At 46.0% G+C, this 25,386-nt stretch carries 21 protein-coding genes and 3 pseudogenes; 15 read left to right on the top strand and 9 right to left on the bottom strand.

What is annotated here, in order from left to right:
• The first annotated feature begins 305 nt into the window (after positions 1–305).
• The gene (locus QT984_RS09505) at positions 306–464 is read left to right on the top strand and encodes a hypothetical protein (RefSeq protein ID WP_333212558.1); all 159 of its coding nucleotides are present in this window, start codon (positions 306–308) and stop codon (positions 462–464) included.
• Positions 465–656: 192 nt separating this feature from the next.
• Here QT984_RS09505 and pirA read toward each other — a convergent pair whose 3' ends face one another.
• Both pirA and bioF read right to left on the bottom strand, forming a co-directional pair.
• Complete coding sequence (gene pirA / locus QT984_RS09500) at positions 657–806, bottom strand: arginine synthesis PII-interacting regulator PirA (RefSeq protein ID WP_172185012.1); 150 nt, start codon at positions 804–806, stop codon at positions 657–659.
• Between the two features lie 286 nt (positions 807–1,092).
• Entirely contained in the window at positions 1,093–2,265 is a 1,173-nt protein-coding gene (gene bioF, locus QT984_RS09495; protein ID WP_333056034.1) for an 8-amino-7-oxononanoate synthase, read from the bottom strand.
• Positions 2,266–2,331: 66 nt separating this feature from the next.
• Here bioF and QT984_RS09490 point away from each other — a divergent pair, with 66 nt between their 5' ends.
• A complete protein-coding gene (locus QT984_RS09490) occupies positions 2,332–3,267 on the top strand; it encodes an exopolyphosphatase (RefSeq protein ID WP_333056035.1) in 936 nt (311 codons plus the stop codon).
• Positions 3,268–3,390: 123 nt separating this feature from the next.
• Here QT984_RS09490 and QT984_RS09485 read toward each other — a convergent pair whose 3' ends face one another.
• Positions 3,391–3,624, bottom strand: a complete 234-nt coding sequence (locus QT984_RS09485) for a hypothetical protein (protein WP_333056036.1) — start codon at positions 3,622–3,624, stop codon at positions 3,391–3,393.
• 11 nt (positions 3,625–3,635) lie between these two features.
• Positions 3,636–4,757 (bottom strand): glycosyltransferase family 4 protein, encoded by a 1,122-nt coding sequence (locus QT984_RS09480; protein WP_333056037.1) that lies wholly within the window; start codon positions 4,755–4,757, stop codon positions 3,636–3,638.
• A 171-nt stretch (positions 4,758–4,928) separates the two neighbouring features.
• Here QT984_RS09480 and QT984_RS29775 point away from each other — a divergent pair, with 171 nt between their 5' ends.
• Entirely contained in the window at positions 4,929–5,087 is a 159-nt protein-coding gene (locus QT984_RS29775; protein WP_445243020.1) for a transposase, read from the top strand.
• A gap of 710 nt (positions 5,088–5,797) precedes the next feature.
• Here QT984_RS29775 and QT984_RS09475 read toward each other — a convergent pair.
• The 3 genes from QT984_RS09475 to QT984_RS09465 form a co-directional block, all read right to left on the bottom strand.
• The gene (locus tag QT984_RS09475; RefSeq protein ID WP_333056038.1) at positions 5,798–6,925 is read right to left on the bottom strand and encodes a type II secretion system F family protein; all 1,128 of its coding nucleotides are present in this window, start codon (positions 6,923–6,925) and stop codon (positions 5,798–5,800) included.
• Between the two features lie 94 nt (positions 6,926–7,019).
• Positions 7,020–8,117, bottom strand: a complete 1,098-nt coding sequence (locus tag QT984_RS09470) for a type IV pilus twitching motility protein PilT (protein ID WP_333056039.1) — start codon at positions 8,115–8,117, stop codon at positions 7,020–7,022.
• A gap of 94 nt (positions 8,118–8,211) precedes the next feature.
• Positions 8,212–10,230: a GspE/PulE family protein gene (locus tag QT984_RS09465; RefSeq protein ID WP_333056040.1), complete on the bottom strand. Its 2,019-nt coding sequence runs from the start codon at positions 10,228–10,230 to the stop codon at positions 8,212–8,214.
• Between the two features lie 890 nt (positions 10,231–11,120).
• On the opposite strand from QT984_RS09465, the pseudogene QT984_RS09460 reads away from it, so the two are divergent.
• From QT984_RS09460 to QT984_RS09415, 10 genes and pseudogenes are all read left to right on the top strand, one after another.
• Positions 11,121–11,968 (top strand): annotated as a pseudogene (locus QT984_RS09460) (IS630 family transposase).
• A gap of 503 nt (positions 11,969–12,471) precedes the next feature.
• Positions 12,472–13,266 (top strand): nucleotide exchange factor GrpE, encoded by a 795-nt coding sequence (gene grpE, locus QT984_RS09455; RefSeq protein ID WP_333056043.1) that lies wholly within the window; start codon positions 12,472–12,474, stop codon positions 13,264–13,266.
• Between the two features lie 293 nt (positions 13,267–13,559).
• On the top strand, positions 13,560–15,701 hold the full coding sequence (dnaK, locus tag QT984_RS09450; RefSeq protein ID WP_333373833.1) for a molecular chaperone DnaK: 2,142 nt from the start codon (positions 13,560–13,562) through the stop codon (positions 15,699–15,701).
• A gap of 132 nt (positions 15,702–15,833) precedes the next feature.
• Positions 15,834–16,964 carry a molecular chaperone DnaJ gene (gene dnaJ, locus QT984_RS09445; RefSeq protein WP_333212567.1) on the top strand — a complete coding sequence of 377 codons (1,131 nt, stop codon included), beginning with the start codon at positions 15,834–15,836 and terminating at the stop codon, positions 16,962–16,964.
• Positions 16,965–17,255: 291 nt separating this feature from the next.
• Positions 17,256–17,546 carry a sulfurtransferase TusA family protein gene (locus QT984_RS09440; RefSeq protein ID WP_333056046.1) on the top strand — a complete coding sequence of 97 codons (291 nt, stop codon included), beginning with the start codon at positions 17,256–17,258 and terminating at the stop codon, positions 17,544–17,546.
• On the top strand, positions 17,543–18,793 hold the full coding sequence (rsgA, locus tag QT984_RS09435; RefSeq protein WP_333234145.1) for a ribosome small subunit-dependent GTPase A: 1,251 nt from the start codon (positions 17,543–17,545) through the stop codon (positions 18,791–18,793). Before QT984_RS09440 ends, rsgA begins: the two co-directional genes overlap by 4 nt.
• A 241-nt stretch (positions 18,794–19,034) precedes the next feature.
• Positions 19,035–19,820 (top strand): MotA/TolQ/ExbB proton channel family protein, encoded by a 786-nt coding sequence (locus QT984_RS09430; RefSeq protein WP_333234144.1) that lies wholly within the window; start codon positions 19,035–19,037, stop codon positions 19,818–19,820.
• Positions 19,821–19,835: 15 nt separating this feature from the next.
• Positions 19,836–20,564 carry a biopolymer transporter ExbD gene (locus tag QT984_RS09425; RefSeq protein ID WP_333056049.1) on the top strand — a complete coding sequence of 243 codons (729 nt, stop codon included), beginning with the start codon at positions 19,836–19,838 and terminating at the stop codon, positions 20,562–20,564.
• 147 nt (positions 20,565–20,711) lie between these two features.
• Positions 20,712–21,381, top strand: a pseudogene (locus QT984_RS09420) (IS607 family transposase).
• 9 nt (positions 21,382–21,390) lie between these two features.
• A complete protein-coding gene (locus QT984_RS09415) occupies positions 21,391–21,540 on the top strand; it encodes a helix-turn-helix domain-containing protein (RefSeq protein ID WP_333056050.1) in 150 nt (49 codons plus the stop codon).
• Between the two features lie 27 nt (positions 21,541–21,567).
• On the opposite strand, the gene QT984_RS09410 is transcribed toward QT984_RS09415, so the two are convergent.
• Positions 21,568–22,649, bottom strand: a protein-coding gene (locus tag QT984_RS09410) for an ISKra4 family transposase (protein ID WP_333056051.1) whose coding sequence is annotated in 2 segments (ribosomal slippage) — positions 21,568–22,493 and positions 22,493–22,649 — 1,083 coding nt in all. Because the reading frame shifts where the segments join, the coding sequence is not laid out codon by codon here.
• Positions 22,650–22,801: 152 nt separating this feature from the next.
• Here QT984_RS09410 and QT984_RS09405 point away from each other — a divergent pair.
• Both QT984_RS09405 and QT984_RS09400 read left to right on the top strand, forming a co-directional pair.
• Positions 22,802–23,704 (top strand): annotated as a pseudogene (locus QT984_RS09405) (RNA-guided endonuclease InsQ/TnpB family protein); the annotation flags it as partial.
• A 590-nt stretch (positions 23,705–24,294) separates the two neighbouring features.
• Complete coding sequence (locus tag QT984_RS09400) at positions 24,295–24,492, top strand: NblA/ycf18 family protein (protein ID WP_006635253.1); 198 nt, start codon at positions 24,295–24,297, stop codon at positions 24,490–24,492.
• 435 nt (positions 24,493–24,927) lie between these two features.
• On the opposite strand, the gene QT984_RS09395 is transcribed toward QT984_RS09400, so the two are convergent.
• Positions 24,928–25,377: a hypothetical protein gene (locus QT984_RS09395; RefSeq protein WP_333056052.1), complete on the bottom strand. Its 450-nt coding sequence runs from the start codon at positions 25,375–25,377 to the stop codon at positions 24,928–24,930.
• Positions 25,378–25,386 lie beyond the last annotated feature (9 nt).

Genomic DNA, 25,386 nt, shown 5'->3' with positions numbered 1-25,386 from the left:
AACTTATATTGCCGATGCCAGCTCAAATTCACTCATCTTTCTAAATGCTGTTTTCTGACTTTTTCAGCAAGCCCTAAATAGATGGGTTCTTAGGATCGCGAATTAAATAACTTACAATTTTAATTGTTATTGTGGGATGGGCCTAAGAGCCCGTCCAAAAAGGACGGGCTCTTAGGCCCATCCCACAAACTTGTGGAAGTTATTTAATTCTCATTCCTTACCTCCCTTGTTATTCCCAGCCTGTCTTTCACACCGACTCTTACCCCATCCTAATTCAGCATATAAGTACAAATCGTAATCCTACTATGGTCATTTTTAATTTGCTCCGAGGCGCGTTTTTGGTCATAGCAATTCAAGGCATGAATCGCATAGCTCAGCAAATTCATAAATACCTGATTCAACTTACCGACATAACATTCTATTTTTGGCAAATCTCTTGGGGACGAGGCGCACTCTACAGATAGAGTTTGTGCGTGCAGGAGTGTTCCCTCTTTCTTCTTCCTTCTCAATAAAAAATCCCGGTTTCTTTAAAAAACCGGGATTTTTCCTACCAACTAAGAGAGGAGTCAAAACTTCACAGGTAGCGGTTGCCGGAATTCTGCATTTCTCGCACAACCCTCTAAACCAAACTACGGCAAATTCTAGTTCCAGCTTCTTTAAAGCTGTCTCATTTCCTCTTCAAGCACCCGAACCAAATCTTGATTGCCACTGGATCTCGCTACTTCTATGCGGTGCATCAGTTGCTTGTGAATGTTAGCGCGGTGGGTTTCTGCTACTTTTTTTACGTTTTGACGATTTGTGTTCATGGTGGACGTTCCTTATATTAAATTTGGTGTACCTGCTACTTCTCTAATATAGCGCTAAATTCCAAAAAGTATCTAAATTTACAAAAAATTTACAGTTGTTGACCGATCGACCAAACTCCTGTATAAGATTGGTCATAAGTCAATAGCGATATCTTGACAATCAGAAGTCATTAGTCATTAGTCAGTAGTCATTAGTCATTAGGCTGATGCCCGATGCTTTTAGGCCCGATGCTTTTAGGCCCAACATTTACATTTAGTCAAGCGGTGCGCGGTACGCACTCAACATTTAGTCAAAACTCAAAACTTGCTTCAGCGCCTCTACCAACTGCTGAAGGTGTGCGAGCTCGTGAGTTGCCATCAGCGAAATCCGAATTCGACTCACGCTGACAGTCGGAGGCCGAATCGCTGGAGCAAAAATACCCATTTCCTTGAGTTTGCTGCCGACTGTTAAAGCGGAGGCTGCATCTTTTAACGGAAGAGTGAAAATTGGGGAGAGGGAATTACTAATTGGTAATTGGTAATTGGTAATCGCGCAATATTTGAAAGTTTCGATATTTTGTCGCAACCGAACTCGGCGTTCTGGTTCTTGCTGTACAATCCTCACAGCTTCTAAAGCAGCAGCCGCGTCAGCAGGCGTCAATGCTGTAGTATAAATCCAACTCGCAGCTCGATTACGCAGAAAATCAATTAAAGCAGCAGATCCCGCAACGTAACCACCTAAACTTCCCAAAGCTTTGCTGAGTGTCCCCACTTGAATCAGTGGTGTTCCCGTACACCCGAAATGTTCTGCACAACCGGCACCGCTAGCACCGAAAACTCCCGTAGCATGAGCTTCATCTACTAATACCATGCAGTTAAAGGTTTCGGCCACAGCCAACAACTGTGGTAGCGGACACAAGTCCCCATCCATGCTAAAGACGCTATCGGTAATAATTAAACACTTGCGATACCTTGCGCGATTTTGCTCTAGCTTGGCTTTTAAATCCTCAAGATTGCAGTGACTGTACTCTAGGGCAGTTGCACCGCTGAGTGTGGCTCCGTTTTTCAGGCTCGAATGGTTGTACTTGTCAGATAATATCAAATCGCGCTTGCCGACAACGGATGCGATCGCCCCTAGATTCGCCAAATATCCCGAACTGAATACTAAAGCATCTTCAGTTTGTTTTAAATTAGCAATAGCTTGTTCTAACTGTCGGTGCAAATCGCGGTGTCCGCTGACCAACCTCGAACCCGTCGCACCCGTACCAAATTCCTTAGTTGCAGCTATAGCAGCTTCAATTAACCTGTCATCGCCCGCAAGTCCCAGATAATCGTTGCTGGCAAAGTTAATCAGGCTGTGGCCTGCTAACTTTACCACAGGCCCAGGGGAACTTTCGATCGATTCTGGCGATCTATACCAATTGGCACGGCGAACTGTGTCCAGGGCCTTCTCTATCCAAGCGTAAGGGTCTGTGTTCATATTGGAAAGCGATCGGGTAATACGTTATATTAGCTGGTGATCAGTTCCTCCCTATCACAGAAGCATATGCCACTCACTAAAAAATACAGATTAGTCACCCGCAGCGATTTTGACGGTCTAGTCTGTGCAGTTTTGCTCAAAGAACTCGATATGATCGACGAGATTAAATTCGTGCATCCTAAAGATATGCAGGATGGGAAAATCGAAATAACAAATAACGATATTAGCACCAATTTACCCTATGTTGAGGGAGTTCATCTAGCTTTCGATCACCATTTCAGCGAAACTCTTAGACACGAGAAAATCAAAATCAACCACATCATCGATCCCTATGCAGCTTCTGCAGCTAGGGTACTGTACAAATATTATGGAGGCCAAGCAAAGTTTCCTGATATTTCTGAGGCGATGATGGTGGCAGTTGACAAATCAGATTCCGCTCAATTTGCCAAAGAAGAGGTTCTGCACCCGCAAGAATGGGTGCTGTTAAACTTCATAATGGACGCCCGAACGGGGTTGGGAAGGTTTAAAGAATTTACCGTTTCCAATTATCAGTTAATGATGCAGTTAATCGATTACTGCAAATATCATACCATCGACCAAATATTGCAGCTTCCTGATGTAAAAGAAAGAGTAGACCTCTACTTCGAGCAAGAAGAAAAATTTAAAGAGCAAATACAGCGATGCGCCCAAGTTTATAATAATTTAGTTGTTTTGGATTTGCGTAACGAAGATGTGATTTATGCGGGAAATCGTTTTGTAATTTATGCTTTGTTCCCTCAGTGCAATATATCGATTCACGTACTTTGGGGACTGAAACAACAAAATACTGTTTTCGCAGTTGGCAAGTCAATCTTTAACAAAACTTCTAAAACTAATATTGGGGAGTTAATGTTGAGGTATGGCGGCGGTGGACACCAGAATGCCGGAACTTGTCAGATTGAGAACGATAAAGCTAGTCAAGTTTTGAAACAGTTAATTGCCCAGATAGAGCAAAATGGTTAATTTGGCTTTATCTTTTTTGCAGTCAGGACTTGAGTCTTTGATTATTTATTTTAATTTTCAGCACTAAAGTCCTTACTACCAACAGGGATTTTTAGGACTGAAGTCCTTACTGCCAACGAGAGTTTATTCCTCAAGGTTTTGATCTGGCGGGTTCTGAACATTGAGATTTTCTGAACTTTTGCCTTTGACTGGTGGCAAATGGTCTACCAAACCCATATCAAAAGCGATATCCGGCAACTCATCAGCGTTATATTTTCCTGGCTCAAACAATCGGCCGGGAGTAAAACAAGGCTGTTTTAATCGTACCACTTCTCCGGGTGAAAACATTCCCCTAAACATTTTGCGTTCGAGTCCCATAATTTCTGCTCTTAAAACAACTTTCGCATTAATCTTAGCAATTTTTGAGCAGCAGCTTCCCAATTAAATAAATCTGCCGTCTCTTTAGCTTTTTGAGCTACCTGAAAACGCATCGGGTCTTCAACAATTTTTCGCAACTGTTCGCGAACCGACTGAACATTTGGCTCGGCCCAATGAGGAGCATTTCTGATTTTTAGATACTCAGTATCGTAACACTTTCCCACGGGAACTAGATCGTAAGCAATGGGATAGCAGTTATCAGCATTGGCGTACTCAGTCGGGCCGCCGTACATAGTCATAGCAACGGGCAAACCTGCTGCAAAGGCATCCAAAATTTTAATCGCAAAACCCTCGCCGCGAAAGGGTGCTAAAAAAGCATCTGCTGACAAGTATAAATCAGCTAGTTCTGCTTTAGTACAAAATTTAGGCTTTACCTGAACTTTTGACTTGAACTTGCCGAATTGTTTTTCGATATTTACGAGGTGTTCCACTATAACATCAGGATTTTTGCCACCATCTTTGATAATTAACTCTACGTTAGAATCATCTTTAAACTCTTCACAAAAAGCTTGAATTGCCAGATCCGTGCCAAATCTATACAAATCAAAAGAATTGGTCATGTGCAGAATATACTTTACATCTTTTTGGGTTTTTTGCGGTCTGGGCAAATAGAGTTGCGAGATTAAAGGATTGAAACCTAGAGGCATGACTGATACGTTAGCCGGCGGACATCCAGCTTTTATTAAAACGTTTTTAGAATATTGGCTGACGGCTAGTTTGTGGGATGAAGTGTTAACAGCATCGTAAATCCAGTAATCATAATCATCATGGTTTTTGGCGAATTCGTAATTGATAGCAAAAAGTTCTAAGTTGAGATGTCCGTTGAGTTCTTTTAAAAAATAAGGTTTCCAATAATGAGACCATTTGATCTGAAATAAATCTGAGGGTGTGGTGTTCATCCACTTCTCTAGCAGGTCGTTTTCTTCTGCTGTGGAATGGCGGCTGAGATGAGAGGCTATTGTTGAAGGTTCGACCGAAATAGGAATTCCCATTTGGTCTAAAGTTTTGGCCAGGGATAGGGTAATGTCGGTGAAGGAGTTAAAGTGTTGAAAGGCAACGTTAAAGTGAACCATATTTATGGGTTATTAGTGCAGGGCGATCGCATCTAATTTGGTATAAATTGTACTTGACAAATGACATAAAATGCACCTGCCAGAGGCAGGGCTGCGGTGGAGACGGGATGGGCCACCAACAAGTAGTTAAACTGGGAATGGACTCCCGGCAGGTATCTCTCACTGAGGCAGATGGAAAAAGGCTGCCGTGAAATCTATCGGCAACGGAACATTGTTGAACGTGCTATCAAGCGACTCAAGCAATGGAGTCGGAGCGCTATTCGATATGAGAAGCTGCCTGCCAATTATACAGCCACGATCGCGATCGCCTGCATTCTGTTGTGGTTATAGTTTGAAAACACGCCCTAGGCAAGAGCACGTGATGGAGATAAATCAACTAGGTGGAACCCCAGCGAGCGTGCTTAGCTGGCTATCAGCATCACACTCAATTTTTCTTCCTTAGTTTACGAGCTGCGCTTGAATGATGCTGTCAAATGTTTTAAAAATTTCCCTCACCATTATACCTTAATTAAGATGCGATTACGCTGTAATATCTCTGAGTAACTTTTTTTATTCTTTCTATTCTGGGGTAGTTCAAATTGGCAAAATATTCTAAAAACCTGCCATTTAATATAATATTCACCGAAGGCAATGAATCTGTTTGTTTTGGTTGGTGAGTTAAAGTTTGAGTAAAACCTTTTGCCATTGATAGCATCCATCAACGACAATAACTACATTTAAATTTATTCGGATTTAACTGTAGCATATTTGGGGTTCCAATTAAGATGCGTTTACCCTGGAGCGTAAAGCCAGGATTAGGCAGCAGTTAAATCGGTCTACCTATCCTACTTGACTTTTGTGACATTTTCGTAATTTGTCACCAATGGGAAGACCCTGGTAATGAAGATTTGGAGGCAGAGCCTCCAAATTGTTTTCTCCTTTTAATAGAGGATGTGCCTCCTCCAAAAGTCTGCCCAGGCAGAGCCTGGGAAAGATTGAAATAGTCATTGGTCAGGCGTTAATTGTTACTAACTAATAACTAATAACTAATTAGCACTTTTTTACAGCTTCTGGAAGACTGCGAACATCGGCAGATACATCGACAGCAAAATTGAACCTACGATACCACCGACGACCACAATCATCAGAGGTTCTAGCATACTGGTAAGTCCTTTTACTGCTTCTTCCACTTCCGTTTCGTAGAAAGCGCCAACTTTCATCAGCATCTTGTCAAGTTCCCCTGTCTCCTCGCCAATTGCCATCATTTGGATGGCCAAAGACGGAAAAACAGCTTGTTCTTGCAAAGCAATACTGATCATGCCGCCGCCTTGAATTTCCTGTCTCGCATATTCGATCGCATTAGATATCGCCTGATTTCCCGCCACATCTCGCACAATTTCCAAAGAATTGAGAATCGGCACGCCCGATCGCGTCAGCGACCCAAATATCACGCAAAACCTAGCCACCGCAGATTTTTCGATCAAATCGCCAAACACCGGCAATTTCATCGCAATTCTATCAATTTGTAGGCGACCTATGGGAGTTTTGTAGTACATATCGAAGGCAATTTTTAGCGCTATAATTACCCCAATAACTGTCACCTGTTGAATCGGAGGCCAAGCGGTACAAAATGAACTAATTGCCAACATCATCACCGTAAAAGCCGGCAAATCTGCACCAATATCCTTAAAGATTTTAGCGAAAGTTGGTAGCAAGAATATGGTCATTGCGAAAAAAATCACGATCGCGATGGAAAGCACCGTCTTCGGATAAGACATAGCCGAATTAATTTCGGATTCCGTCTTGTGATTTTTTTCCATCATCACCGCCAGACGGTCTAGGGTTTCATCTAGTACCCCCCCGACTTCTCCCGCCGCCACCATACTGATAAACAGTTGGTCAAACACATCAGGAAACTTAGCCATCGCCTCTGCCAAGTTTATCCCCTCCTGAACGTCAGCATTCATGCTTCTGAGCGCTCGCTTCAGCTTAGCATTAGAACACTGCTCGTGCAGCACGGAAAGGCATCGAACGATCGCCACCCCTGCATTAAACATAGCCGCAAACTGACGAGCAAAAATAGCCATATCCTTAACAGTAAGGCTGGTAAGGTTATATTCAATTTGCTCCTGAATCTTACTGAAATCAAAGCCACCTTTCGGTTTTTGGCGGATAACGTTGGTAGCCACAGCTCACCTCTGAAAATTTATTAAAAGTTATGACTCATCAGTCATCAGTCATTAATTCAGCCTGCGAACTCCTGACTAATGACTGCTGACGGAACTAATGAGCTTTTACCGGGGCGCTACCAACCGGTGCCGGGCCGATCAAGCGTTCGAGTTCGTCAGCCTTAGAAGCCTTGGCCATTGCCGATTCCCAAGTGACTTTACCGCTCTTGTAAAGTTCAGCGAGGGCCATTTCCATCGTCCTCATACCCAATTTTGCCCCCATTTGGATTTGGGAGTAAATCATCGGAGTTTTTCCCTCCCGGATCAAGTTAGCCATAGCTGGAGTATTTACCATGATTTCCATAGCGCAGCAGCGGCCGCCCCCAACTTTTATTACCAAATTTTGGCTGGCTATTCCCACCAAAGAGTTAGACACCTGGGCGCGAACCTGGGGTTGTTGAATGGGCGGGAACACGTCCAAAATCCGATCGATAGTTGCAGCCGCCGAATTAGTGTGCAGCGTTCCCATCACCATGTGACCCGTTTCTGCCGCCGAAATTGCCAGACCGATCGTTTCCAAGTCCCGCATTTCCCCCACGAGAATTACATCAGGATCTTCGCGCAAAGCAGCTTTCAGCGCATTAGCAAAGCTCTTAGTATCTTCGCCCTTTTGGCGCTGGTGAAACAAACTCTTGACATTGGGAAACACGTATTCGATCGGGTCTTCAACGGTTAGAATGTGTTCCGCCCGCGTCCGGTTGACCAGATCCAACAAAGCCGCCATCGTAGTAGTTTTCCCGGAACCCGTTTGTCCCGTCACCAACAGCATACCCCTGGGTCTTTCCGTCATATCCCGCAAAACCTGTGGCACGCCTAAAGCATCTGCGTTAGGAATCTTAGAAGCCAGAGCCCGCATACAAGCAGCCCAAGCACCCCGTTCCCGGTAGACATTTACCCGGAACCGAGCCAATCCCCGAACGCCGTAAGCGCAGTCGAGTTCCCACTCCATTTCCAACTGCTTGCGCTGCATATTGTTGAGCATTTGGAAAATTAGGATCTGCACTTCCTCAGCAGACAGAATGTCTCCGTATTGCGTCTGAGGAGTTAGTTTACCGCTGACTCGGAAGAATATAGGCGCGCCCGCTTGGATGTGTATGTCCGAACCCCCTTGCTCTACCAGGGACTCCAGTACGTCTTCAATCATCAGACCCATAGATACCTCTCCTCGATCGAATTGATATGATAGTTATTGACCAATCTAGCTCAGTTAAGAGTCAACAGTTAATAGTCAACAGTTAACTGCTGAATCAATCCAAAAAGCGCGGAGTCAAACAGTACGGACAATCAAGCATCTCCGGCTTCAATTCCGCCTGACAAGTCTTGCAGGTAAGTCCCTGCTTGCGTTTGGCTTTCATTTCAGCCTCCAGCCCAGAGTCTGTAAACGTCACCCGCTCGACTTCTTCAAAGGTAGTCGCGCCTTCCCGCACCAACTGCAAGCTGTAAGCAAGCAGCGTTTTCATCCCTTCTTCTACTGCTGCTTCCTTAATTTGCTCTGTGGGAGCTCCTTGAGTGATCAGAGTTTGAAGCCGCTCAGTATTTTTCAGGAACTCGTAAACCCCTACCCGTCCTTTGTAGCCTAGGCCGCCGCACTTCCGACAAAGTTGCTCGTTGTCTGCGAGTTCCTTCCTTTCCTCCACGGGTATAGTGTTGGCTCTGTAAACAGTTAGATCAATTTCTTGAGAAGCCGACAGACCGTACTTGCCGAGTTCTGCTGCAGTAGGCTGGTAAGGAATGCAGCATTTGTCGCAAACGCGCCGCATCAGACGTTGAGCCAACACGCCCAACAGAGCGGCCGAAACCATGAACGGTTCTACGCCCATTTCGGCCAAACGCGCCACTGCCCCGGCCGCGTCGTTCGTGTGCAGCGTCGTCAGCACCAAGTGTCCCGTCAAAGCAGCTTCCAGAGCAGTTTTTGCCGTTTCCTTGTCCCGCGTTTCCCCCACCAGCATCACGTCAGGGTCTTGCCGCAAAAAAGCCCGCAGAATGTTGGAAAAAGTCAAGTCTTTTTCCCGAATTACTTGACATTGGGTAATTCCTGGCAAAGCATATTCGATCGGGTCTTCCGCCGTACTGATATTAACCCCCGGATCGTTCCGTTCCGCCAGAATCGAGTACAGAGTAGTTGACTTGCCCGAACCCGTCGGCCCCGTCACCAAAATCAGTCCGAACGGACGGCTAGCACTCTCTCGCACTAAAGCCAGAGTTTCTTCGTCGGAGATTAACAAACCCAAACCCAACTGAGTGCTGGAACTGTCCAAAATCCGCAGCACGATTTTTTCACCGTACCGGGAAGGCAAGCTGTTGACCCGGAAATCCACCGTGCGTCCCTCAAACACCCGGCGGATGCGCCCGTCTTGAGCTTGTCGGCGTTCGGCAATATCCAGGTTGGCAATAATCTTGAAACGAGCGGTAATCGATTGGACTACCTGCTTGGGAAACCGGAAATACTCTTGCAGCACTCCGTCTTTCCGCATCCGAATCCGCATGAACTCTTCTTGAGGTTCTACGTGGATGTCAGACACCTTTTCCGACAAAGCTTTCGCCAAAATGATATTGACGGCCTTAATTACGGGAGCAGCCTCTGCATCGTCCAAGGTGTTAGCGAGGTCTTCTTGGTCGGTGCTCTCCTCTACTAGCGAGAGCTCGCCAAAATCTCCCTCCCCTAAATCCATCTTTCTCTGCTTTTCGATTTCAGCTTTTTTAGCTTCCCTCTTAACTTGTTCGTCTTGATAAGCAGAAGTAATGTCCTGGTAGTCGTCCGGCGTAATCACTCGCCGCTGCAAAGCCAAGCCGTGAGGCTGTAAAATCCGCCGCAAATCTTCTATGGCGTTGAGGTTGTCGGGATCTACCATTGCCACTAAAACCGCCGCAGGCTCAGTTTCAGTCTTCGCTACGGGTAAAAACCGACCTTGGTGACAAATGTCGATCGAAATCTTCAATGCGTCGAGCATAACTCCGAGTTGCTCGTTAGACATTTCGCTCATCTCCGGGTCAAATGCTTCAACGCCGTAGACTATCTTCCGTTCAAACATCTGCTGCTTCTTGTAAAGTCGCAGCAATTCTGGGGGTAACGGCTGCCCGGTAAGTGCTTCTAATACCTCCGTCAAACGCTTGCCCGACTTCTGGCTTTCAATTTGAGCTTGCTTCACTTGCTCGCCGTTGACGTAACCCGACAGAATCATCTTGGTGAGAGCCGGAGTAAAAGTGCTTAGAGCAACTATCGATGTGGGGCTGGATGTGGAGCGAAGCGGGGATGTGCTAGTCATAAAAAACACTCAATAGGTGGGAAACTCAGTCACAAAGAGTGCTGAGAGGAAAACCAAGGCGGGGTTTTAACCCCCGTATTCTTTGCTTATGGATCAGCTATCATTTTCTTGCTCAATCCCTATCTCTCAAGTGTAAGCTCGCAGTCCCCTCTAAGCTTCGTCCACAAATTGACGAGATGTTGGAGGGATTTGCCGGTGCTTGCAATCAAATCTTGTTCGTTGAGTGCTAAGTTGCTTACTTACCTGATTAACTTGCGGGATACTCTCGTTATAGCGTCAGGGCACATCACTTGGGGGTTCCCCGTACCGGGAGAGAAAAGCGGGGCGGGGTGTGTCCCCCTCCCAGGCTAATTCTATTTTCCCAAATTGTTTGCTCAAATTACAGCGCCCGTGGTGGCGCGGTTAGCTGTACTAAATTAAAGATGAGCTATGTTCTGTGATGATAGCTTTTACGAAAGCCTCGATCGCCCTTTTGAAATATATTTTGATTAATTATCTGCGATCTGTCACTCCCCGATCGTCGGCTGCATGAGCCCCCAGGGCAAATTTTGAGCAACTCTAGTTTTGGGTCAGTAAATATTACTTTGATTATACCCTGGTTTCCGAACCTTTGCGATCTAAGTTTTACGGTTCAGAAATGTTGGAAAGATGCCCATTAGATATCCATATTATCTAAAGATGAGTATCGTCGCCATACCCGCTAATATCTATCATTTGAATGGCAAAAATTCCACACTTCAATAAACTTCGGCGTTATTGACTCTGAAAAACCACGCCCCCAATTCGCATCAAGATTAAAAACCTAGTGTCTGAGTTATAGTCATTTCAAATAAGTATGAGAATTTTAAAAAATGATGTAAAATGAAAAAAATTGTTAACCAGTTAGGAAAATGTCTTACAGCATAGATTTGAGAAAAAGAGTAGTGAACTATGTAGAAAATGGCGGTCGTATCGCCCAAGCTGCTGTCCTATTTAAGGTAGGAAGAGCAACGATATATCGGTGGCTGCGTCGGTCAGACCTTCAAGCTACAAAGGTAAAAAGACGTAAGAGAAAACTAGATTGGCAGGCATTGGAAAAGGATGTTAAAGAGAATCCAGATGCCAGATTAATCGACAGAGCCCATAAGTTTTGCACCAGACCCAGTGCCATATCTTATGCTCTTAAAGAAATGAAAATTACCCGAAAAAAAAACAACTTCGTTACCAGGAGAGAAACCGAGAAGAAAGAATGAAATACTACTCTCATCTCAGAGAATTGATTAAAGTATCGGGAAGTCAAAGTCTGGTTTTTGTTGATTAATCAGGATTTGAGCCGTTTCTAGATTGTGCTTATGGCTGGTCTAAAAAAGGCAAAAAAATCTGGGGTGAAAAGTCCGGCAAACGGGGAACAAGAGAAAATCTAGTAGCTGGAAGGAGGAAAGGAAAAAAGGACTTAATTGCCCCAATGGTTTTTACGGGAAGCCTCAATGCAGAAGGCTTTGAAGGGTGGTTATCTTTATATTTATTACCCTCTCTAACAAAGCCATCTATATTAATCATGGATAATGCACCGATTCATCGAAAAACAGCCATTCGAGAACTGGTAGAGGAAACGGGTCATCAAGTTATTTTTCTCCCGAAATATTCTCCCGACCTGAACGATATTGAACACGATTTTAGTGCCTTAAAGCGAGCCAGAATGTATGCTCCTCCTGGCACATCTTTAGATGAACTTATCTGTGCCTACTGCGCTCAATAGTGTCTCTTTTTTATTTGAAATGACTATACACAAGCACACAGATAACTATTTAGTTCCTCAATACAAATTTCTTTTTCTCCCCACTTGGCAAACTCAGCAAATGGTAAAAAATGGCAGTGTCAGGTTGCGAATAAAACAGCGTGACCGATGATAACTTTAATTCCCTATCGTTTTAAGTAAACCTTGAAACATCAAGCCTCCTAAATGGGAAATATTGTAGTAGACTTAACCGCAAAATATACTTATAAAAGTTGTAAATGCGATCGCGTTAATTAAAAATGAGGAACCAACAAACATTGGATTGGCCCTATTAATGCCATAATATTATACCTAAATATTTAAACGGGGCTTTGAATATTTTAGGGAAAGCTTTGAGCAATGTCTCCAGGTCGGGCGAGACTTCCTCTTTTCACATTGTGCCATACACAGTAAATTCGAGTCCTCTAGATTTACCGGGTTAACTGTATCTGCTAGAATTGATAGGGTTCTGTCGCGCAGCTTTTATGATTGACGAGGAAAAACAGCAAGATCAAGATCCTAACTCAACTGGGGAAACCACCCCAGAGGGTTCGCCAATGGCAAGCGAAAATCCGGCGGCATCAGGAAACTCGAACGAATCGGCGGATTGGGAGCTCGAACTTGCTCGAGCTTATCAAAGTTCTCAAGGCGATCGCCCGCCAGCAAACGCATCCGGGGATACCATCACCGGCAGTTCCACCAACAGCCCGACTGCAGACGGGGCGGAGCCTTGGAAGAAGGAACTGGCCCAGGCCAACGATGAAAAAGAGGCTTTAAAAACTCAGTTGCAAGCCACATCGGCTCAACTAGAAGAACTGAAAAATCAAAATCTCCGCCTAGCAGCAGATTTTGAGAACTTCCGCAGGCGTACCCAAAAGGAAAAAGAAGAGCTAGATTTACAGGCAAGGTGTCTCACGATTAAACCCCTGTTGCCGGTAATTGACAATTTCGAGCGCGCTCGATCGCACATCAAGCCGCAAACCGACGGCGAAATGAACATTCACAAAAGCTACCAAAGTGTTTACAAGCAAATGGTAGATAGCCTCAAGCAAATCGGGGTTTCTCCGATGCGGCCCGAAGGCGAACAGTTTGACCCCAACATCCACGAAGCTCTACTCAGCGAGCCAACTGACGAACACGAGGAAGGCACAATTATCCAAGAACTAGAACGCGGCTACATTCTGGGCGATCGCGTCTTGCGGCACGCCAAAGTGAAAGTTGCAGCGGCTGGGCTATCTGTGGTAGCCTCAGATGAAAATCCCGATAGTTCGGAAAGTTAATCGGGATACAAGCTACTGCATTCCTTAAAGTCACTTACCCCCGAATTCTATTCGGGGGTGCCCAGGTGGCAGACTCACCAACTTATTAATTAAAGATGACTAAAAGCACGTCAGCGCTTTATCCAAAAATTCTGAAAAATGTTTTTACCGGTCTTTGATATTGCTTTAGGACATCAAGTTTATTTCCTACAAATCTAGTCTGGTAATGCTTGTTTAAACAAGCTGAGTCGTTTTTCCTCCCCCAACCTGTAGTTGGAGGTTTCCAAACATCCCACAAAGTTTTATGAGGCGCTATGGGAAAAATTATTGGAATTGACTTAGGCACAACTAACAGTTGCGTAGCTGTGTTAGAGGGCGGTAAACCCGTCGTGATCGCCAATTCCGAGGGCGGTCGCACAACTCCGAGTATAGTAGGATTCGGCAAGGCGGGCGATCGCTTAGTAGGTCAACTAGCCAAGCGGCAAGCTGTAACTAATGCTGTAAATACTGTATACAGTATCAAACGATTTATCGGACGGCGGTGGGACGACACGGAAGAAGAACGAGCGCGGACTCCCTATACCTGCATAAAAGGCAAAGACGATACCGTTAACGTCCAAATTCGGAACAAGGTTCACACTCCCCAAGAAATCTCGGCAATGGTACTCCAAAAGCTCAAGCAAGATGCTGAAGCTTATTTGGGACAAACGGTTACACAAGCCGTGATTACAGTGCCAGCTTACTTCACAGACGCCCAACGGCAAGCTACTAAAGACGCCGGTACGATCGCCGGCCTAGAAGTCCTGCGGATCGTCAACGAACCGACGGCTGCAGCCCTTTCCTACGGGCTGGACAAGCAAAATATAGAACAGAAAATCTTGGTCTTTGACCTGGGCGGCGGTACTTTCGACGTTTCGATCCTGCAACTGGGAGACGGAATTTTTGAAGTCAACGCTACCTCCGGTAACAACCATCTCGGAGGAGATGACTTTGACGACTGCATAGTGCAGTGGCTGGTAGAAGCTTTCCGCACTCAAGAAGGCAGTGACCTTTCACAAGACAAAATGGCCTTGCAGCGCCTCCGAGAAGCTGCCGAAAAAGCAAAAATCGAACTCTCCAACCGGGAATCCACCTCAATCAATTTGCCCTTCATCTCTTCTGACGAAAAAGGGCCGAAGCATTTGGAAATGGAACTCTCCAAAGCTCAGTTTGAAAAACTGGTGGCTCATTTGGTGCAAGCGACGATCGATCCGGTGACTCAAGCCCTCAAAGACGCAAGTTTGACCCCCAAAGACATAGACAGAATTATTTTAGTGGGAGGCTCAACCCGGATTCCGGCAGTTCAACAGGCAATTAGCAAGTATTTTGGGGGCGTTTCTCCCGATAAATCCGTCAATCCCGACGAAGCTGTAGCGGTAGGCGCGGCAATTCAAGCCGGAGTGTTGGGTGGTGAAGTCAAAGACTTGCTGCTGCTCGATGTGACGCCGCTCTCCCTGGGACTCGAAACCTTGGGCGGGGTGTTTACCAAAGTAATCGATCGCAATACAACTATTCCCACGAGCCGATCGCAAATGTACAGCACGGCGACAGACGGGCAAACCTCGGTAGAAATTCACGTCCTCCAAGGCGAGCGGGCATTGGTTAAAGACAATAAAAGTCTCGGCAAGTTCCTGCTCAAAGGCATTCCCCCAGCCCCCCGCGGCGTACCTCAAATCGAAGTTACCTTTGAAATCGATGCCAACGGGATTCTCAAAGTTGCCGCTGAAGACAAGGGAACCGGAAAAGAACAAAGCATCCAAATTTCCAATACAGGGGGATTGAGCGAAACCGAAGTCGAGCGGATGCGACAAGAAGCCGAACTTTACGCCGACGAGGACATCAAGCGCGCTCTACTCGTCGAACTCAAAAATCAAGCTGACTCCCTCGTCTATAATTGTGGTGTAACTTTAAAAACCAACGCGCAACTGCTGAGTGACGAGCTCAAGGCCGAAGCGGAAACAGCCGCAGCAGCCTTGCGGGCAGCGATGAGTAACCCCGACATCACAATCGAGGAACTCACCCCCGCAATCGAATCTTTCAAGCAACTGCTATACTCGCTGGGGACAGCAGTCTACGACCAAGCCCGCAGCGGGGTAGCCCCGTCAGGAGCTGTTGTTGAAAGCGAGATGATGTCAGAAGTAGAATCATCAGAACCAGAAGAGGTTAAAGCGGACGACGACAGCATTTTGCTGAAAGAAGAGCTGCTGGTGGCGCCCCAAGCTCCGCCGGCACCAAAGCCGGAACCAAAGCCGGCACCAAAGCCGGAACCAAAGCCGGAGCGACAGTCAAAACGACAGCCAAATCCACAGTCAAGTCCACAGTCAAATCCACAGTCAAGTCCACAGTCAAGTCCACAGTCAAAACAAAAACAGAAGGTTCCCGAACCAGAAGTTGATGATATGAATCCTTTCCTTTAAAACAGAAAAGCTAAAAATTAAAAGTTAAAAATTAACAATGAGAATTTTTGATTTTTAATCTGTAATTTCAGGAAAGGTAGCCCGTTTCTTTTTCGTACACTTTTTGTTATTTACCTCCAGGCAAGCAGCTCTATGGCCGGTGATTACTATGAAATATTAGGCGTTTCTCGCAGCGCAGACAAAGAAGAAATTAAGCGTGCTTACCGCCGCCTAGCTCGCAAGTACCATCCAGATGTCAACAAAGAATCCGGTGCCGAGGAGCGGTTTAAAGAAATTAACCGCGCCTACGAGGTACTCTCAGAACCAGAAACCCGCGCCCGTTTCGACCGTTTCGGCGAAGCAGGCGTCAGCGGTGCAGGCGCGCCTGGGTTCCAAGACTTTGGTGACAGCTTTGCCGATATTTTTGAAAGCTTCTTTCAGGGCTTTCAGGGAGGCGTCGGTGGGCCACAACAGCAAGGTCGCAGGCGCAGCGGGCCGGTGCGCGGAGACGATTTGCGCCTCGATTTGCGGCTGGATTTTCGAGAAGCAGTGTTTGGTGGGGAAAAAGAACTCCGCATCAAGCATCTAGAAACCTGCGAAACTTGCACCGGGACTGGCGCGAAACCGGGAACCAGACCACAAACCTGCTCGACTTGTACCGGCAGTGGTCAAGTCCGACGCGCTACCCGCACTCCTTTCGGCAGCTTTACTCAAGTTTCAGTTTGCCCCACTTGCAGCGGCACCGGGCAAGTGATTGAGGATAAGTGCGAAACTTGTGGCGGCCGAGGCCAGAAAGAAGTGATGAAAAAGCTGAAAATCACAATTCCGGCTGGGGTTGACAACGGTACTCGCTTGCGGGTTTCCAATGAAGGGGATGCCGGCAAACTGGGCGGGCCGCCTGGGGATCTTTACGTGTTCTTGGCGGTGAATGAAGACCCGCTATTTAAGCGCGACGGCACTAACGTTAGCTCGGAAGTTAAGATTAGTTATTTGCAAGCAATTTTAGGGTGCCGGTTGGAAGTGGAAACCGTAGACGGGCCGACGGAATTGTTGATTCCTAGCGGAACTCAGGCCAATACTGTTTTGACTTTGGAGAAAAAAGGGGTGCCTCGGTTGGGAAATCCAGTCAGTCGCGGCGATCATTTGATTACGGTGTCTATTGACATTCCGACTAAGGTGACGGCTGAGGAACGGGAATTGCTGATGCAGCTTGCTAAGCTGAAGGGCGATCGTACTGGTAAAGGCGGTTTGGAAGGATTTCTGGGCAATTTGTTTCAGAAATAAGCAATTTTTGACACCAATTGGTGTCAAATTTTCCTGTTTCAGGATTCCCCAGCCATTGGTTTTAGTATTTGTCAAAAAATTGTGTGGAATTGCTCACAAAAATCTCAGGTGGGACGCTTCCTGGGCATTGCGTTTCAGCAGCGCTCAAAAAAGTGAGCGCAATTGCGCTCACTTTTTTCAGAAAGAATAACAGTCTGTGTCCAATTGGACACAAAATTTTAGATTCTCCAGTTTCCAGGCAACTTGTTTAAAAAACTACGGCTTTCAGGATTTGAGATTGCAAAAAGTATTATGAATTCAACATCGAAAATTGAAAATCCCAAATCCCCAGATGCCAAAATCGATCTGCGGGGTACTCCGTGTCCTCTGAATTTTGTCCGCACTAAACTGCGCTTGGAGCAAATGGCACCGGGAGCAGTTTTGGAAGTGTGGCTGGATGCTGGGGAGCCGATCGAACAAGTGCCCGATAGTCTGAAAATGGAAGGGTACCAGATTCTGGAAACGCAATTTGTCGCGGATGGGCCGGAGTCGGGCTATTTTTCCATGAAAGTGCAGCGCCCCGAACACCAGGAAGCAGGATGAGCCTGAATTCACCCTCGATCGTGGGTACTGTAATTGCTGTTCAGGCTAACTTCTACCAAGTGAGGTTAGATCCCGAAGTCTCCATTGACGGGGAAAAGGCCCCCCTTGCAGATTCTCCGATTCTCTTGTGCACTCGTCGCACTCGACTCAAAAAAATTGGCCAACAGGTGATGGTGGGCGATCGGGTGGTGGTAGACGAACCGGACTGGACTGACCGCCGGGGTGCAATTTCTGAAGTCTTCCCCCGCCAAACAGAACTCAACCGCCCGCCTGTAGCTAATGCCGATCGCATTCTCCTGGTTTTTGCCCTCGCCGAACCAGACTTAGATCCCGCATCATTAACTCGGTTTTTAGTCAAGGCAGAATCTACAGGTTTAGAGGTGAGTTTGTGCCTGAACAAATGCGATTTGGTCACGCCCGATGAGTTGGAACAGTGGCGCGATCGGCTTTCAGGCTGGGGCTACGAACCAATGTTTATTAGCGTCCGCAGCGGTTTAGGAGTTCATGAAGCCCCCGCTAAGGGTCAAAATGAAATTTTTGCCTCGGAACCGCATTTCAATGACTTAGCGGAGAAAATAGAGCCATCTCTGCTGATTTCTGAGGATAACCCCCACCTTCCAAATTCGGTCAAGCCGTTACATCCGTTAAATCCCGTACATATGCCGTTGCCGAACTTGCTTCTAGACCACCTGCAAGGAAGAATAACGGTAATTTGTGGCCCTTCTGGGGTTGGCAAGTCCAGCTTGATCAACCAACTGATCCCGGCCCTGAATCTGCGAGTGAACGCTGTTTCCGGCAAACTCGGCCGCGGGCGCCACACGACTCGCCACGTCGAACTATTTGAACTCCCCGGCGGCGGACTTTTGGCCGATACTCCGGGCTTTAATCAACCGGCTCTCGAATGCGATCCGTCCGAGTTAGCGGAATATTTCCCAGAAGCGCGCCAGAGGCTGGCTTTGGGTAGCTGCCAGTTTAGCGACTGTTCGCACCGAGACGAGCCTAACTGTGTCGTGCGGGGGGGTTGGGAGCGCTATGAGTATTACTTGCAGTTTCTCGAAGAGGCGATCGTCCGCGAACAAGCTCTGCAAAACTCCAGCAGCGCCGAATCGAGTTTGAAGCAGCAAACCAAGTCGGATGGTACGCAGCATTACGAACCGAAGCTGCAAACTAAAAAATATCGCCGCTCTTCCCGCCGCCTTCAACACCAGTCACTCCAAGATATGTGTCAAGACTTAGAGGAATTGTGAGGAAGTCGCCGCCCATCGGCCGTAGGTACTAGAAAACCGTACCAAGACTTACCCAGAAACCGGGTTTCCTTGACGAAAATACTTAGTTGCACCCCAAGGGGCTGTTCGCAAAACCGGCTTTCTTTAGTGGCGAGTGCGTAAGTCCTGAGTACATTAATAGCTAAAATTAAATGGCCTTAGATTTGTTAAAAAAAGTAGAACAGAAGCAAAAGTTAGCGGGTACTGCAGGAGCAAAAATATTGTGAATATTCAAGAACTGTTTCAAAAAGGCGGCCCCGCCATGTGGCCCCTGTTGGTGTTATCGATTTTATCTTTGAGTACAATTATCGAGCGTTTGTGGTTTTGGGCAAGCCTCCTGAGCAAAGAAAAGCAGATAGTTAACCGCATTCTGGAAGCCGCTCGCAGCGATTGGGGGGTGGCTAACGAGATGGCCAGACAAGCTAACAGACAGCCGATCGGGCGATTTCTTTCTGCACCCCTGCGGCTCTACAATCCCGAACCAGATTTATTTCGACTCGCACTCGAAGCAGCAGCCGATGAAGAGTTGGCTTCGATGCGCCGCGGCGACAAAATCTTAGAAGCTACGATCGCTCTGGCGCCTTTGCTGGGCTTGCTGGGAACAGTCCTGGGCTTGATTAACTCGCTCAGTTCCATCCGTCTGGGCGACATCGGCACGGCGGCCACGAGTGGCGTGACATCGGGCATTGGCGAATCGCTGATTACGACTGCTACTGGGATGGTAGTAGCAATTTTTACCTTGGTGTTTTATCGGATATTTCAAGCTTTTTTGTTCAACCAGGCAAAAATATTTCGCAAAGCTGGAAATGAACTGGAATTGCTTTACAGGCAATACTGGCCCGCTGCTAATGCTAAGGGTCGAGCACCCGCTGCTGAATACAGCAATTCTTCTTTTGGTGCAGATGGTTTGAACAGGCGTTCTCTCAATTCTCAAGAACCGGGAGAACGGAATCGGGAGCCGAAATTGAAAGGTTCCGATCCGGCTGAAGATTCTCCTTCTAATAATTAAAACTCCTGAGAACTAATGAAGATTAATCTAGATACTCCTGCTGAAGAGGCTCGGATTGAACTGGTGCCTTTAATTGACGTGATATTTTGCATTCTGACGTTTTTTCTCCTGGCGGCTTTGCAACTGACTCGCCAGCAAGCCATTAATGTCGATTTGCCTAAAGCGAAGACTGGACAAACGCAGATGCGAGAGATGCTGATTGTCAGCATTGACGATTTCGGGCAAACTTATATCGACCAATTGCCTGTTAATTACCAACAGCTCGATCGAGTTTTAAAGAGTTTCCAAAGCCAAAATCCTACGGGGTTGATGGTGCTGTACGCTCCTCAAAATGCTAGATATGCCAAGGTTGTCGAGGTTTTAGACAAATTGAGAGAGGTAGGGGGCGATCGAGTTGCCCTGGCAACTCTTCCTAGTTCGGCTTCCTCCCCATTGCCCAATCCCTCGCTTCCCAATTCTGGCATTCCCGCGACACCTGCGATCGGCAATTCAGGTCAACCTCTGCCGTCTCCTGTGCCTCCGGGGCAGCAACAGTTCAACCCCAATCAGTTTCAATCCCCTCTCCCCGCTCCCGGGCAGCAGCAGTTCAATCCGAATCAGTTTCAATCCCCTCTCCCGGCTCCTGGGCAGCCTAGCAACTTTGGGGCAAATCAGGGCATTCCTCCTGTTTCGCCTGCACCCGCTGCTCCCAATTTCAGTCCTGGAGTCGCCACTCCACCGCAAGATGGCGGGCCCTCCAATTAGTTAGGAAGAAGGTTCGGCAACGGATTGTGTAAGGGATGTAACGGATGTCAGTCCGATGTCCGTCGGAAGAAGGGAGAAGGAAGAAGGGAGAACAGAGCTAGTCCCTAGGTAGCGAATAAATAGACAAAATGATACACTTATAGACAAATATGCGGTGTACCATTTTGTTTAAGCTCGCGCGTTTTCGCAAAAAAGCTGGGATTGTCAGTAAAAACACTCCAACGTTGGGACGTTTCAGGGAAGTTGCAAGCCTTGCGCACCCTGTCAGGTCATCGGTTCTACACCGAAGATGATCTCTTGATAGCCAACGGATTGAAGCCCATAGAAGCCAACCGAAAAACGGTCGTCTACCGCCCTTGTTTCGTCCAGTGGACAGAAACCGGAACTCAAAAATCAGATGCTGGCAATGGAAGCTTTCTGCCCTTGTCGAGGATTAACAGTCGATGATTGGGTGTCAGAAATTGGGGGCGGACTAAATTTTAAAAGGAAAAAGTTTCTAGCAATCATGCTGTCAATGCTCAAAGGTGAAATATCAATAATTGTAATTGCACACAAAGACAGAATGTGTCGCTTTGCTTTTGAATTCATCCAAGAGCTTGCCACGTCGGTTGGATGCGAAATTGTAGTCGCCAATCAATTATCGTTGTCCCCCCAGCATGAATTAGTAGAAGATTTGATGGCGATAATCCACTGCTTCTCTTGCCGTCTATACGGTCTACGAAATTACTCCAAAGAGCTCAAAGAAAACCTAAAAAATGCTATTGACAAGCCCGTACAAGAACTGGCAAAATTGAGCAATCAAGAAATACAGTGTTGAGGTCGAACAATGCTTCTGTCCATCAAAACAAAGCTAAAGCTAAGCAAAAGTCAAGCCACAATAATGAGCAAGCACGCTGGAATAGCAAGGTTTACTTATAATTGGGGCTTGGCTACTTGGAGTAATCTTTATCAAGATGGACTGAAGCCAAATAAATAGGGAGCATGTCACTTTTGCAATAAGTATTTATACTTGTGCAGTTTTTGGCGGTCTACCAATTAAGCCATTTAAGTAAGCACATCGATGAGCCAATACCTGCCCAATATGTTCTGATTTCCAACTTGCTCCAGATATTTTAATTCTTCTACCTATTTGCTTAATTCCTGATTCTACTGCCCCAGAACCAATCGAACAGATGTCATTTCTCTGGAAAACTTCGTAATTAATAATTCTTTCTTTATGCTTTTCTAAATACTTACAAAAATTAACTGCTGGCTTTTTCTTCAATTGTATGAATAGTGCTATTGCACTTTTTACATTTCCTTGCCATAAGTATGTTTCGGCTTGCTTCAATCGCTTAATTGAACCCCCCACCTTCTGAAGATTTTCATTCAAATGATACCAATCTAGAATTTCTCTTCTGTCCTGTTGACAACTAATTTCTTTAAATATATTCCATACACCATCATGTCCATCAGCTAGACAAGTTACTGGTTTGGCTAGTGGTTGTTTATTTGCCCAATCAATAATGATGTCATTTCGATCGAAGCTGGCTACTATGCCTGCTTCCGACACAATTGCTTTATAGTCTTTCCACTCAGATTTTTCTCCGAATGGTGTTATCAATCGTGCTTTTCCACCGTCTGCACTTAACTCGGTAATATCTGCTGTTGCGTAAGGCTGCTCAAATTTTTGATAATGTACTAATCTTTGTTGTGTCTTGGCTGGAACCGTAATCCCTGTTATATATTCAATATCTTTGGCTGCATGTTGATATGCAACATTAGCACTCAGTCTTAAACAACAGTTTTCTAAATGTGGACTCAATCTACTCCCGCTCCCACACCCTAGTTTATCTGCTTGCTTTTGGGTGATGCTTAAATCACCTAATGTACTTTTTAATTTCTTTACCCTTCCTGCTTTTGTGCCACTAGCTGAGTAGATAAAAAAATTCCGATTTGCGGTGTCACATGAGTTAACACCTTATCTTTAACCGTGAGCTCGATATCTTCTAATGTTTTCAAAGATTCCGGGTCACAATCAGCATACAGAATTGCCGAAATAGCTTCTACATGTGTTTGAATCGCCTGTTGCTCTTCGTCCGTCATAGTTCAATCGCCATTAATTAAGACATCATTATTATCGCCGATTTTGCCCAAAAATAGCTCAAAACCTCTGCCCTAGTATTTTTGGGTATTTATACTCATTGCAAAAGTGACACGCTCCCAATAAATACCTCCTCAAGAAATTCTTTAACAACCATGTAAAACCTGAGTTTACGTGGATTAAAGAGGCAGGTATTTGCCAAAAAATTACCCAGTATGCGTTTGATAACCTTGGGGATTCTTTCTCTAGATTCTTCTCAAAAAAAGGTGGCTATCCCAAATTCAAGAAGAAGGGGCATCACGATTCTTTCACTATTGATGCGAGTGGTAAGCCTATCCCTGTGGGCGGTACATCTATAAAGTTGCCGACAATCGGCTGGGTAAAAACTCACGAGGGATTGCCTCATACAACTTGCAAGTCAATTACCATTTCGCGCACTGCCGATAGTTGGTTTATCGCATTTGCCTACGAACAACATCATGAACCTACAATCAAAAGTCATGATGTTGTAGGAGTTGATTTGGGAGTCAAAGAGTTAGCTACACTTTCAACTGGCGTAGTATTTCCGAACCCAAAGCACTACAAAGCACATCTCGCAAAACTCAAGAGGTTGTCAAGGGTTCTTGCCAGAAAAGTCAAGGGTTCCGAGAATAGATACAAAGCCAAAATTCAATTAGCAAAGCATCACGCTAAGGTAGCAAATCTTAGAAAAAATACTCGGCATCAAATCACTACTTACTTATGCAAAAACCACGCAAAAATAGTAGTAGAAAATTTGAACGTTTCCGGGATGTTGGCAAATTATAAACTAGCTCAAGTAATAGCTGATTGTGGATTCCATGAATTCAAACGCCAGTTAGAGTACAAGGCTAAAAAGTTTGGCTGTGAAATAATCGTTGCCGACCGATGGTTCCCGTCGAGCAAGACCTGTTCAAACTGTGGACACATCCAAGATATGCCACTCAAAGAAAGGACTTATAACTGTGGAAGTTGTGGTCATTCGATGGACAGAGATTTAAACGCAGCAATTATGTTATCGCGGTTGGCTAAACCGTGAAAGCTTACTGAGGGATAACCGCTCCCATGCTCCCGATGAAGTAAGAAGCAAATGTCTAGACTTGTCTAGTATTTGTGTAGCAGAAATAGAAATTTTCCCAATCTCCTCATCTCCCGCTCTCCCGCTCTTCCGCTCCTCATCTCCTCATCTTTCAATCTCCCCCTTTCCGCATCTCCCCATCTCCCGCTATCCTCATCTCCCGCTATCCTCATCTCCCGCTATCCTCATCTCCCGCTATCCTCATCTCCCGCTATCCCCCTCGCGGAGAGAAGATCCGCCGGATTTGGTATAAAGGGCTTCAATTATTTTGGTTCGTACTGAGCCTTTTTTCTCTTGACAAGTAGATACACTTGTATATGCCTGCGGAAGGAACTTTTGCAGACATCTCGCCATCTCTATCCCTAAGTAAGTTATTTCCTAGGACAGATGGTAATTTTGTCAAATCATTGTTACCTTTTGTAATATATACTAAAGCCAGATGGGAAATCGGGCATCCCGAAACCAACGGTCGATCGCTGAAACAACTTACAAATCTGGTTAATCCAGGTGTTCAGTTTTAAGTCACCTTTACTTACAGAGGAGTCAAAGTCATGAGCCAACCAGCAGAATTGTCTTTGGAACAGCAATTTAGCCTGTGTTCCTTCAAAACACAGGTAAGTGACATGAGCCGCGAACAAGCTCAGGAGTTTTTGGTCAAGCTTTACGAGCAAATGATGCTACGAGAAACCATGTACCGCCATTTTCTGAAACACCACTGGGGTTTAGAACCTAACCCAGGTGTTGAGTAGCCAAGAGTCGCAGTCGGCGACCTCCGTCTCTTACTCTGTTCCCTCAAGCGGAAAGGAGTTGGGGGTGATGGGGCGTCACTCGAAGGCAGAAGCTAGAACGCATCTGTAAAGACGTGAGGAAAATTTGACAATTCCTTTGTGGATTTCACTGAATGTGGAAGTCGATGTCAGCAGTTTGTCGATCGACACCACTGGAGAGTGCAAAGATAATTTATCGCGTCTCAACTCGAAAATTGGACAACTATTAATAAAAAGTGTTAATTTTTTAACCACTTAAAATTTTTAACAAATTCAATATATTTTTGTTTATTTGCAGCGGATGAGGTTTGACAACAATGGCGCTAGTCGGACATCTGAGCGCGACCTCCGACTAGCAAAACCTTTAGTTTTCACATCACAATCCCTAGAACTGGCAACTGTGGCCTCTAGAAAGAGTTATTCCGGCTGACGTTCCAGAGTCGCCTCCATTGTACTTGTCAAGTAATGACCAGACATGATGCCGCTAGATTGGTAGTAGCGGTTCTCATCAACCCGGTGAAGGGTATCAAAACCCGTCCGCCGCTGGCGTTCGTCTCCCAATACCCAATAACGCTGGACGATCGACTGGGGAGCAATCCAACCTTCGCCCTCGACGCGGGCGAGTTCGCTGTGTTGGAGTACAAAAGTATACTGCCGTTCATCACTGTTGAGGTGTCCTCGGTACTGCAAAATAATCTCTTCGCGATCGCCTCCAGGAAATACGAGCTTTGTCACCATACTGAACCAATCTGTTCGGTTCCAGCTCACTAAAGTTTTGCCTTTAACCGTAATTGGCACGCCATTGCGCTCAATCCAGCTTCCTTCGAGCGTCCATTGGCCAGATTCCATTAAAAACGTGTGAGCCACAGTGCTGTT

It is taken from the genome of Microcoleus sp. Z1_B2 (assembly GCF_036700325.1).
Lineage (GTDB): Bacteria > Cyanobacteriota > Cyanobacteriia > Cyanobacteriales > Microcoleaceae > Microcoleus.
The sequence above is the reverse complement of the archived record's forward strand: the minus strand, read 5'-3'. Positions and strand labels throughout refer to the sequence as shown.